Origin of the sequence: Kitasatospora sp. NPDC085464, assembly GCF_044541955.1 — a bacterium.
Classification (GTDB): domain Bacteria; phylum Actinomycetota; class Actinomycetes; order Streptomycetales; family Streptomycetaceae; genus Kitasatospora.
This window is the reverse complement of sequence record NZ_JBITTM010000057.1, coordinates 44492-55816: the sequence shown is the minus strand read 5'-3', so window position 1 is coordinate 55816 and position 11325 is coordinate 44492. Positions and strand designations below refer to the sequence as shown.

Sequence of the window (11325 nt, the reverse complement as noted above, 5' to 3'; positions counted from 1 at the left end):
GTGCGGCCGTCCGGAGGCCCACAAGAAATCGGACCGGCCGCACGCATTCATGCCGGAATTCCCCCGGGGATTGCATCGATCGGTGCCGGGGAGACGTCCCCGGCCAGCACGGCGGCCACCTGGTCCGGGTGTCCGGACCACCAGGAGAGCAGCAGTCCGTCCATGACGAACAGGTGGTCCCGGGTGCGGTCCCCGCGTCCGTAGTGCCGCTCCAGGTGGCGCAGGTCGCAGGCCCGCTCCCACCAGAGGAGCTCCGCCGCCCAGGCCAACTGCCGCTCGGACAGCGGTGACACGGCGAGGTATCCGGCGACGAAGGCCGCCGCCTGCGCGGTGGCCAGCCCCCTGCGGTCGCGGGAGGGGAAGAACAGCATCAGCGACCGCACCACCTCCTGGGCGTAGGCCCGGACGGTGAGGGCGTCGAAGTCCAGGACGGCGGCGATCCGGCCGCCGTACCACAGCACGTTCGCCATGTGGAAGTCCCCGTGCGTCCAGCCCATGCCCTCCGCCGCCGCCGGAGACGGCCGGAGCGGGCGGGCCGCCTCCAGCAGGGCCCGGCGGCCCGGCAGGTGCGCGCGGACGAACCGGTCGAAGGCGTCACAGTCGGACCTGCGGGTGACCCTGAGGAGGAAGGCGTCGATGGCGCGCAGGGCCGCTTCCCGGTCCGTCGGGGCAGCGGGTCCGGGACTGCCCGGAGGCAGGAGCTGCGCCAGCTCCCGGTGGAGGACCGCCAGTTGACGGCCCAGGGCGGACGCCTGCCCGCGGCTCATCCGCCAGCCGGGCAGATGCCGCCCCTCCACCCAGGGGTAGAGCGCGAACAGGCCGCCCGCCGCGTCGGTCAGGGTGTGCCCCTCCGGCGTCACCAGGGGTGCTGCGACCGCCAGACCGCGCTCCCGGAGGGCCAGGACCGTCCGGTGCTGGTCCCGCAGCCGGTCCGGCTCCGCGCCCAGGAACTGCTTGACGAACAGACGCCCGTCCCGGTCCGTCTCGACCTGCCAGCACCGGTTCGTCAGGCCCACCATGACGGGCCGCACCTCGCGGACACCGCGCAGGCCGAGCCGGCGCAGCACCGCGTCCGGGAGCCCGCTGTCCGGTGGGGGGACGGCCGGCAGGGGCACGGCCGGAAGCGACACGGGCATCGCCTGCTCCAGTACTCGTCGGGTCGGTGCCGGAAACGATTCCGGGGCCGTCATTCTCCGGGGCCTGCCGGGCGGAGGTCCAAAAGGCGAGGCGGCCTGAAAAGGGGCGTGACACGATTCGGTGGAACGGTCCGGAACGACCCGTGCCGTTACCTGCGCAAGTGTCGGGGAATTCTTGCGCCGCCCGTCGGCGGACCCTAGATTCGGCGCCCGTGAGCTCGTCCCGCTTCGGAAGGCCACTCCCCCGAATGGAAATTCTCCGCTCCCTGGTGGGCGACCCCGCAGCGTTCCTGGAGACGGTGTGGCGCCGCCGGGCCCGTCTGCTGCACCCGCCCGCACCGCTCGCCACGCCGGTCACCCTGGCGGACGTCGACGACGTCCTGGCCTCGGGCATGCTGCGCGTCCCGTACCTCGAACTCGTCAGCCGGGGCAAGGCACTGGACCAGGGGGAGTACACCAGCGCCCACCACCTGGTCGACCGCAGCTTCCGCGGCTATGCCGACGCCGCCAAGGTGATGCGCCACGTCGGTGGCGGCGCCACCTTGCTGATGCGCAATGTCGAGCACTGGCACTCCGGGGTGGCGGCGCTCGCCGGCCGCCTCGGTGCCGAGCTGAACCGGGATGTCGAGGCCTTCCTCTTCGTGACCCCGCCCGGCCGGAACGGGTTCGGTTCCCACCGGGACGACGCGGACGTCTTCGTGCTCCAACTGCACGGCAGCAAGCGGTGGCAGGTGCACCCGGCCCCCGAGGACGGGCACTGGCGGACCGGCTTCGAACCGGAGCCCGGGCCCGCCCAGCTGGAGACCACGGTGCACGCGGGCGAGGTCCTCTACGTCCCGCGCGGCGCACCGCACTCGGCCGTCGGTCACACCGACGGCCTGTCCTTCCACCTGTCGCTGACCGTCCGGCAGCCCGGCACCGCCGACCTGCGCACAGCCCTCACCCGCCGCTTCGAGGAAGGTCTCGACCTGCCTCCGCTGCCGGTGGACCCGGCAGAACTGCGCCGGACCGCGGCGGAGTTGCTCGACCACTACCGGAAGCGGCTGGCCGAGCTCACCCCGGAGGAGTTGTGCGCCGCCGTGGAGACCGTCCCGTCCCCGAAGGTCGGTGCCGCCTCGACCGAACCGCACCGTACCCTGGCGGACCTGGCGGACCTGGCGGCGGCGCCGGGCGACTGAGGCCCGTGGCGGTGAGCGCCGGGGCCGGGTCCGCAACGGTCCGTCCCCGGGCGCTCGCCGCCCGTCCCCCCGTCCCCCGCCTGATCAGTAGGGCATCTCCGGAAAGCCCTGAACGCCCACGCCGGCCACCAGCGCGTCCAGTTCTTCCTCCGAGAGGTCCCGCTCCTCGTACCGGTCGGGGCGGGGCACGAAGAGCGTGAGCCGCCCGCTGACGGCCGCCTCCTCCCAGGACCGGATCTGCGCGTCCAGTACCTCCGGTGCCGCGGGCCGGTCACGGTCGACGACCACGGTCGTTCCCGCCGGCACGCGGATTCCGTGCTCGGCGAGCAGGACGCGCGGGTTCTGGGCCAGGAGCCGTTCCTGGCCCGGATCGGACCAGACGGCGGCCACCGCCGCGCTGTAGCCGGAGGCGAAAGCGGTGCGTTCGGTGGAGTGCATGGCGCGGTCCTCTGCTCTCGGGTGCGATGGGGGTGCGTGCTTCTACCGGGTCGGGACTTCTCGTACACGGAAGCTCATGCCGACTCCCGGCTGTCGGGCAGGCAGGAGCCGAGGGCGAACTCGGCGACGGCCGGCTCGGCCAGCGTGTCCAGGCCCGCCAGCGCGGAGAAGGAGGCCGTGTCCCCCGCACCGAGGGCACAGGGGGCGAGGCCCATGTCGGTGGCGACCAGGTACATCCAGGCGGTCAGGATTCCGGCGTCCTTGAGCGCCAGGGTGTACGGGATCCCCTCGTACTTGCGCATCAGCGGTCCGACCCGGGCCGTGATCACGAACAGGACCTGCGGCGGGCCCGGCATGGTGGCCGTCCCCCGGGCGAAGGACAACATCCGTTCGGTCTCCGGGCCGGGCGAGGCCACCGGCGCGAGCCGGTGGTGCACCGAGTCGTAGTGGTAAAGGCCGCCGGGCAGGCCCGCGCACCGCGAGACCAGCGGGTAGACCTCCAGCTCACCGAGGCCGCCCGCGCCCGGATAGGGCCGGACGCCGGTCGTCTCGCCGTCGCGGTCGCGGCGTTCGAGGCGCTGCACCCGGTGGAGGAACTCGCCGAGCTGGGCCAGGGTCACAGGCCGGCTGTCGTCGTGTCCTCGCACGCTGCGGCGCCGCGCCATGACCGTCGACAACGAACCGGACTCGCGAGTCTCGTACGGGGGCGCGGGCAGGGCGATCGAGGAGCGGTCCTCAGCGGCGGCCGTCCGCCCGAGGTCCGCCGCCGGCAGACCGCGGAAGCGGTCGGTGGCACCGATCGGGGCCGCGTGGCGCTCCGGGCGGGAGCGGTCGTGCAGCCAGAGTTCCTCCGCCGACCAGAGGGCCATCGGTGCCGCACCGGCCTCGGCCTCGGCTTCCTCGGGGGTCAGCAGGAGGCGAGCGGAGAACAACTCGTCCAGCATGAACCCCGCTGCCGACTCGTCGACCCCCGCCTCCCCTGCCACCTCGCCGAGGCCGATCTCCTCCGCACAGGCGCGGGCCAGGACGGCGGCCAGCCGAAACCGGGGGCAGCTGATCCCGACGGTGCTGAGCGGAGAGTACGCCACCATCCGGCCCCGCTCGGCACGCAGAACCGCGAACCTGGACATCCGGTAGACCGCTCCGGGTCGGTGGCGGCGCTGCGGGGGTACGCTCTGGGCGCCGATGCGGCGGGGCACGACGTCCATCAGGACTCCGGCTCCGGTGGAGACCCGGCGTTCCAGCCAGGAGTGCAGCAGCAGTCGGCGCACCAGCAACTGGGTCGGCAGCAGCCGCGAGTCTCCCTCCAACCCGGCGACGAGCTGAGCGACCTGGAGGTCACTCAGCCAGTTCTCCACCATCCGCAGCAGCACCGCGCGGCGCCCTGCCTCCAGTCCGGGCAGGCGCAGTCGGTAGCGGGACTGTTCGAGGACGAGCGAGCCGCCCGCCTCCTCGGTCAGCCGAGCGTCGCCGCGGAGTCGGTAGCTCTCGGTCTTCACCGTGCCCGGCAGGGGAGTTGTTCGGTTCACTGGCTCTTCGTGCTTCCGGTACTGGGACGGCCGTACGGCACGTCGGCAGGGCTTGTGGTGATCGAGGCCTCGCGGCCGTCACACTGCAACTCTGCAGGTGACGGAGCACCCTGACGGGGTGCCTGCGATTCGACCGTTCACGGAGAAGAACAGGATTCGGCCCGTCATCGGCTCACGATTGCACGAAACCCTGCCGCCGACTGGACGCTGCGGCCCCGGCCGAGGCCGCGTTCACCCGTTCTCGACCACCAGGTGTTCCTCGACCCAACTGTCCGAACCACCGGCCTCCATGAGCAACTCGGTGACGAGTTCACGGCCCCGGTCCTCCGCGGCGGCCCGGAACGTGCTGACCAGCAGCTCCACCAGTCCCTCGGTCAGTCGCGCGGTGTGCGGCCCGCCTGCCGGTCCCGGCGCCGCCACGGATGCCGACCCACCCTGCTCCTCGGCGGCGCGGACAAGGAGTTCCGCACTCGACGAGGCGACCAACTCGCCGGCGGCGCTGGCGATCCGGTCCAGCGAGCGGGCCAGGCACCGCAGGGCGGCCTTCGGCGGGACGCCTGTCCGGACGAGCTCCATCGTCGCCCGGTGCACCGCCGGCCGTGCAACGGTCACGGTGCCGTCGGCCTCCCATCCGAGCATGCCGTGCCGGTTCAGGGAGTAGAACACCGCAGGCTGGTCGCGCACCGCGCGGTTGACCGCGGAAGCCAGCAGGGCCTCCTCGTCGTCGCGGTCCCCCACCCCGAGGAAGGCCGCGATGGACACCAGGTTGAAGCCCTGGCGCTGCAGGTGGACGATGTGCCGCAGCCGACGGACGTGGGTCTCGTCGTAGTACCCGACCCGCCCCCGGCGGACCGGCGGCGGGAGCAGCTTGCGGGACTGGTGGGCCCGGATGTTGCGCGGCGACATACCGAGCAACCGGGAGACCTCCTCGACCGTGTAGGACGCGTCCGGACGATCCGATCGGGGCACGCCCTGCGGCGGAGTCGGTTCCATCTATGTCTCCTCGGTGGTTCCATGGCGCGACGGGGCTGCGTCGAGATCCGCGAAGATCACGCCCCGGTAGTGTGTTTGACGGCCCGCAACGCCCCCGGGTTCACCGGCCCGGGCACGGCAGTGACCCCGTGGAGGTACGCGAACACCGGCAGCGCCGGTAGTGCTTCGTCGGGTCGGAGCCGGTCTCGACCTGGACGGCTGCTGCTGTCGGAGGGTCAAGCCGCCAGCGGGAACTCGCACCAGACGTTCTTGCCGCTGCCGAGCGGCTCCACGCCCCAGCTCCCGGTGAGGGCGTCCACCAGCAGCAGGCCGCGGCCGGAGGTGGCGGTCTCGCCGGGAGCCCGGCGGCGCGGCAGGACGCTGGAGCGGTCCCGGATCTCCAGCCGGATGCAGGGGGCGGTCCCGGCCCGCAGTTCGATGGTCAGCAGTGCGCCGCCGTCGGTGTGGACCAGGGCGTTGGTGATCAGTTCGTCCGCGGTGAGTTCGACGTCGGACAGCAGGTCGGTCGCACCCCACGCGGCCAGGGCCTGGCGGAGCATGGCCCGGGTCTCCGCCAGCCCCTCCGGGTCGGCCTGGTGGACGTGCTGGGTCATCTGCCGGGTGGCGTGGGCGCCGGGTACGGCTGCGCGGTGCAGCAGCAGGAGTGCCACGTCGTCGCTGCTGCCGAGGCGGCTCGGATGGCCGCCGCAGAGGTGGTCGGCGAGCGCCTCGGTGTCCCGCGGGCCGTCGCGCAGGGCGTCGGCGAGGGCTTCGATGCCGTCCGTGATGTCCCGGCCGGGGTGTTCGACCAGTCCGTCGGTGCACAGCAGCAGGGTGTCCGCGGGGTTGAGGTCGAGGCGGGTCTCCGGGTAGCCGTCCTGGCCGAACACCGTGGCCACGCCCAGCGGCAGGCCGCCGCGGACGGCGGGCCGGCCGGTCGGGCCGGCGCTGTGCCGCACGAGTGGTTCGAGGTGGCCGGCCCGCACCAGGCGCAGCGTTCCGGTCTCCAGGTCGGCGTCGACGTAGATGCAGGTCGCGGACCGCTCGGTGTCGAGATCGGCGAGGAACCTGGACGCGCGGGCCATGACCGTGGCGGGGGTGTGCCCCTCGGTGGCGTAGGCCCGCAGGGCGATCCTCAACTGCCCCATGATGGCGGCCGCGTGGCTGTCGTGCCCCTCCACGTCGCCGACCACCAGGCCCACCCGCCGGCCCGGCAGGGGGATGACGTCGTACCAGTCCCCGCCCACCTCGCGTCCGCTGCGGCCGGCCCGGTAGCGGACGGCCACCTCACCGCCGTTGATCTCGGGGATGCGGCGCGGCAGCATGGTGGTCTGGAGCGTGGTCGCGAACTCGCGCTCCTGGTCGAAGAGCATGGCGCGTTGCAGGGACTGCGCGACCGCGCTGCTGAGCGCGATGCAGATGTTGCGGTCCTCGGTGGAGAACTGGTGCCTGTCCCGGTAGAAGAGGCCCAGCGCGCCGATGGAGCGGGCCTGGGCGGCCAGCGGCAGGAAGGCCGCCGCCTCGATCCCCATCTCCTCGGCGTAGGGCAGCAGGCGGGGGTAGCGGGTGGTGAGTTCCTCCCTGGTGCCGAGGAACCGCGCGCGCCGGGTGAGCACGGCCTCGGACAGGGGCAGGCCGTCCCCCAGGTGGGTCAGCGACAGGTCGTCCCGCGCCCTGAGTTCCGCCGACGGCTGCTCGGTCGCGGCGACGACGCGCATGACGTCCCCGTCCACCAGCCCGAGGGCCAGCCCGTCCGCCCCGAAGCGCCGCAGGCCTTCGCTGTCGGTCAGCACGCTGGTCACGTCGTGGACGGTGACGGCGCGGGCGAGGGCGTCGGTGGTGGCGCGTACGGAGTCGGTCTGGCGGCGCCGGTCGGCGGCGAGCGTCCGCATCCCCTCGGCGTGGGCCAGCTCCTCCTCGGCGTTGCGGACGATGCCGACGATGCGGTACGGGCGCGCCTGCGCGTCGCGCAGGATGCGCCCCTGGGTGTGGGCCCAGCGCAGGGTTCCGTCGCGGCAGACCAGGCGGAAGTAGGACGCGAAGGTCAGGTGGCCCTCCCGCAGCGCGAGCGACACGGCCTCGTCGAGCCGCTCGCTGTCCGTCGGCAGGACCCTCGCGGAGAGTGACGCGGGCTCCCCGTCGAACTCGTCGGCCCGCAGGTCGAAGACGTCCAGGCCGACGTCGTCGAGGTGGTAGGTGCCCTTGTCGAGGTCCCAGTCGAAGCTGCCCATGCCGTTGAGCGCCAGCCGGTCGTTGGCCGCGGTCGGCTCGGTGTCGTCCCGGGGGGCCGAGGGCGAGGACGGGGCGCGGGCGGACACGGGGCGGACGGCCTCGGGGTGGTCGCCGCCCGGAGACCTGGACGTGTTCGCCATGGCAGGGCTCCCGTCCGATCGATGGCCCCGCTGCCGGATCGTCCGCGACCGGCTCGCCCCCTGCCACTGCGGTCACGGAGGGTGGCGCACGCGCGACCACGGGGCACATCGGGTGCTCCGTCGCCGGCGCCGGGTCCGTTCCTGGAACGCCTGGTCAGTCTATCCAGGGGGCGACGGCTCGGCATCGACGCAGGTGAGCGGTGGGACCGGCCCACGCGACCGCAGCCGACGCGGGACGGGGGCGGGGGCGGGGGCTGGTCGGGTCCGAAGGGCCGAGGCCCGCGCCGGGAGCTGCGCGGGCCTCTCCGTGCTCCGGAACCACTCGTGCACGTCAGGGCAGAAGCCGTCCCTCCCGGAAGCCGCCCTTCCCAGAAGTTGGCCTTCCCAGAAGCCGCCCTTCCCAGAAGTTGGCCTTCTCAGAAGTTGGCCTTCGCGAACGCCAGGGCCGCGCTCACGTTGGCGAGTCCCGGCCCGGTGGCCTTGTCCGGGCCCGGCCCGGCCGGATTGTTGAACCGGGGGTGGTTGTGGCCGGCGGTCACGTCGGTGGCGGTCTTCACGAGCGCCTCCGTCACCTGCTCGACCGTCATGTTCGGCCGGCCGTTCTGGCCGAGCAGGACGGCGGCGGCGCCGGCGATCTGCGGGGCGGCCGCCGAGGTGCCCGAGAAGAGCGCCCAGGCGTCGTCGACGGCCGTGCCGTCAGGGGTGTCCGGCATCTGCCCGTCGCTCGCCTGGCTCTGCTCGACGTCGAGCTCGCAGCCCGGCTGCACGGGGAGCATCAGGTACTGGGCCCGCGGCAGCATCCCCACCAGCCCGCAGACCGTGGGGACGACCTCGCCGGGGAACCAGGGGCTGGCGTACCCGCTCGCGTAGTCGGACGCCTGGATGCCGAGACCGCGGTCGACGAACACGCCGCCGGCCGCGATGACCCCGGGGACCTGCGGCTCGACCGAGAAGTGGCCGTTGCCGGCCGAGAACACCACCACGATGCCCTTCTCCACCGCGTCCTTGATCTCCAGGATCCAGACCCGGGACGCCGCGGGCGGCTGCGCGGACAACGGCGGGAAGTCGAGGTCGCCGCCCCAGGAGTTGGTGAGCACCCTCGGGTGCGCGGCCTTCGCCTTGAGGAAGCCGGCCACGGCGCTGGTCAGGTTGCCACTGGCGTCGCTGGCCCGGAAGAACTTCAACTTGGCACCGGGGGCCACGGCGAAGATGTTGGCCGACTCCCCCGTCCCGTGTCCGATCGGGTCCTTGGCGGGGCTGGTCCCCGGCACCACGGTGACGACGGGATCGACGTCGTAGCCCTGGAGGGTGAAGAAGGGGTGCCGGTAGTGCCCGGTGTCGACCATGGCGACGTCCACGCCCGCGCCCACCGCGCCCTGTCCGTGCGCAGCGGTGGCGCCGAGCAGCATGGCCACGTCGCCGGGGAGCCGCAGGTGGAACTTGGTCACGTTCGGTGGCTGCGGGCTCGGCGACAACCGGTAGCAGGAACGCGGCTGTTCGAGCACGACGGCCTCGATGTCGTCGGCGTCCGGCGCGGCCCCCACTCCCCGGGCCTCCGGCTGGCCCGGACCCTCCAGGTCGAGGTGCGTCACGTAGCGGCGACGCCCGATCGACACGTGCTGGAGGGCCTCGTACGAGGTGACCCGGCCGCCGGTCAACTGCTCGTAGGCCGCCGGCGATCCGTAGACCGTGAAGCCCAGTCGGCTCTCGGCGGTGACCGTGAGCCCGGCTTCCTCCGCCCGCTCCTTGGCCCGGGCGCGGATGGACTCACTGGCCCGGAAGGGTGCGGCCGAGGTCAGGTCGACCGCCTCGGTCATCGGCGTCCCGCCCTCCGACCGCGCCGACACGTAGCCGAACACCAGGTCGGGAGGAAGTTGCCCGTTCTGCGTTGTCTTGGGAAGCATCATGTCTCCTCAGTGGATGAACCGGGCCTCGGCACCCGGGAGAACCGTCGTCAGTCGTCAGTCGTCGGGGGAATGGGGGAATGGGGTTCGGGCACCGGCAGCACGGTGACGGACCGCACGGCCTCCCGGAGTTCGTCCGGGACGGGCAGCGCCTCCGCACCCGAGGGGTCGACCGGACCGTGCCCGAACGCCTCCCGGAACCGCGCCGCCGGGCCGGTGACCAGCGCACCGGCCGCCATCGGCAGGACCGAGATCCCGCGCCCGGCGCACCAGTCCCGCAGGGCGTCGAGCCGCGCCCCGCCGCCGGCCCGCAGTTCGACCACGGCCTCGACGGCGCCCGGTCCGCGGCCGTGTGCCGTGTCCATGGCTCTACGCGGCCGCCCGGGGCGGCGCCGCCGCACCCGGCGCCGCCGCACCCGGGGCCGGCCGGCCGTACTGCTGTGCGAAGGCCGTCAGGGCCATCGGATGGTCCGCTCCCAGCAGCAGCACGTCCCCGTTGGCGCGCGCCCGCTCCAGCTCGGGGTGCAGCGCGGACTCCTGCGCCGCGAAGAGCACTTGCACCCGCCCGTCACCGGAACCGCGCTTCGCCACCGGGGCCACCGCGACGGCCTGGCCGACCGCGTCGACGACCCACAACTCGAAGTCGTCCCGTTTGAAGAAGACGATCTCGGTCACCGGGCTCGGGTAGTGGTGCACGCCGCCGCCCTGCGGCAGCGCCGCGGAGTGCACCTCGTGGGGAAGCGGCACGCTGGCGTTGCAGATCGAGTCGGTCCACCGCTGCACCCCGGCGGCATCCGTGATCGGGGTGTCGAGCAGCTCCCTGATGCCGAGCTCCTCGACCGCCTCCGGACAGAGCGCGTACAGCCGCTTCGCGTTCTGCCGCAGCAGGTCGACCTTGGCGGGGTCGGCACAGAACTGCGCGGACCACTCGATCCCGACCAGGTTGCGGACCAGGTACCAGCCGTCGGAGTCCTTGAGCCACAGGCCGCCGCCGTGGTGGTCCTCCACCGGCTCGGCGCCGTAGAAGGGCCTGTCGAGCGTGTCGGCCAGCCGGTGCATCGTGGCCCGCGCGACCCGGTACTCCGCAGAGTCGGCACGCGGCGGGTGCCCGGGGATGTTGATCGTCCAGCCGAGGTCCTCGGACTCGGTGTGGGGCTGGGTCGGATCGCTGTTCGCTGCGGCAGTCATGGAAACCTCCCATGAGCTGAGCCTGTACACGTCGGGGCAAGATTTACATGCCACATTTACGTTGTATCTCCAGACTGCGCGCTGCGCCGTGACGGGTCAAGACCGTACGGACACGTACCGGCAATGGCCGGGCACTGCGGCGGGCGCCGGCCACGATCACGAGGGGATCAGCCACGCGACCCCGACGGATTCCTGTGTACGTTGTCAGCTTCCCCTGCCTACCCCGGGCCGGCCTTGGGCAGCAGTGCCGAACGCATGGGGGCGTGGATCCTGATGCCGGCCTGCAGTTCAAGATCGATCCGGCCGCGCCGGGCCCGCCCGGCCCGACTTCCCCGGGCCGGGCGGGTACCGCGCCTCCGACCCGGCATCAGCCGCGACGCTGTGCGCTCCCCGCATCCGCGGGGCCGACTCGACGAGCATGCCGCGGACGGCGTCCATCGTGGAGCCATCCCCGCATCTGCGGGGCCGACAACCGTGGGAGCACCGCAGGGCCGCCCACGGGCCGCGTCGAGCCGTACGCCGCACGGCGCGGTCCCGGCCGGGGCCGGGCGGGGAGCATCGGTGTCGCATACTCCGGGGTCATCCTCGCGCGGGCGGGGCAGGGTGAT

General features: G+C 73.1%; 9 protein-coding genes. 1 reads left to right on the top strand and 8 read right to left on the bottom strand.

Going from position 1 to position 11325, the window contains the following annotated elements:
- Nucleotides 1-47: 47 nt before the first annotated feature.
- On the bottom strand, nt 48-1136 hold the full coding sequence (locus ACIGG8_RS36215; protein WP_396552877.1) for a phosphotransferase enzyme family protein: 1089 nt from the start codon (nt 1134-1136) through the stop codon (nt 48-50).
- Nucleotides 1137-1384: 248 nt separating this feature from the next.
- Here ACIGG8_RS36215 and ACIGG8_RS36210 point away from each other — a divergent pair, with 248 nt between their 5' ends.
- Complete coding sequence (locus ACIGG8_RS36210) at nt 1385-2314, top strand: JmjC domain-containing protein (RefSeq protein ID WP_396552876.1); 930 nt, start codon at nt 1385-1387, stop codon at nt 2312-2314.
- Between the two features lie 84 nt (nt 2315-2398).
- Here ACIGG8_RS36210 and ACIGG8_RS36205 read toward each other — a convergent pair whose 3' ends face one another.
- The 7 genes from ACIGG8_RS36205 to ACIGG8_RS36175 form a co-directional block, all read right to left on the bottom strand.
- Nucleotides 2399-2752: a hypothetical protein gene (locus tag ACIGG8_RS36205; protein ID WP_396552875.1), complete on the bottom strand. Its 354-nt coding sequence runs from the start codon at nt 2750-2752 to the stop codon at nt 2399-2401.
- 74 nt (nt 2753-2826) lie between these two features.
- A complete protein-coding gene (locus ACIGG8_RS36200; protein WP_396552874.1) occupies nt 2827-4281 on the bottom strand; it encodes a SagB family peptide dehydrogenase in 1455 nt (484 codons plus the stop codon).
- A gap of 231 nt (nt 4282-4512) precedes the next feature.
- Nucleotides 4513-5274, bottom strand: coding sequence for a MerR family transcriptional regulator (locus ACIGG8_RS36195; RefSeq protein WP_396552873.1), 762 nt, complete (start codon nt 5272-5274; stop codon nt 4513-4515).
- Between the two features lie 215 nt (nt 5275-5489).
- Nucleotides 5490-7625, bottom strand: a complete 2136-nt coding sequence (locus ACIGG8_RS36190) for a SpoIIE family protein phosphatase (RefSeq protein ID WP_396552872.1) — start codon at nt 7623-7625, stop codon at nt 5490-5492.
- A 416-nt stretch (nt 7626-8041) separates the two neighbouring features.
- Nucleotides 8042-9532 (bottom strand): S8 family serine peptidase, encoded by a 1491-nt coding sequence (locus ACIGG8_RS36185; RefSeq protein ID WP_396552871.1) that lies wholly within the window; start codon nt 9530-9532, stop codon nt 8042-8044.
- 47 nt (nt 9533-9579) lie between these two features.
- The gene (locus tag ACIGG8_RS36180; RefSeq protein ID WP_396552870.1) at nt 9580-9894 is read right to left on the bottom strand and encodes a hypothetical protein; all 315 of its coding nucleotides are present in this window, start codon (nt 9892-9894) and stop codon (nt 9580-9582) included.
- 4 nt (nt 9895-9898) lie between these two features.
- Entirely contained in the window at nt 9899-10717 is an 819-nt protein-coding gene (locus tag ACIGG8_RS36175) for a DUF6424 family protein (protein ID WP_396552869.1), read from the bottom strand.
- Nucleotides 10718-11325 lie beyond the last annotated feature (608 nt).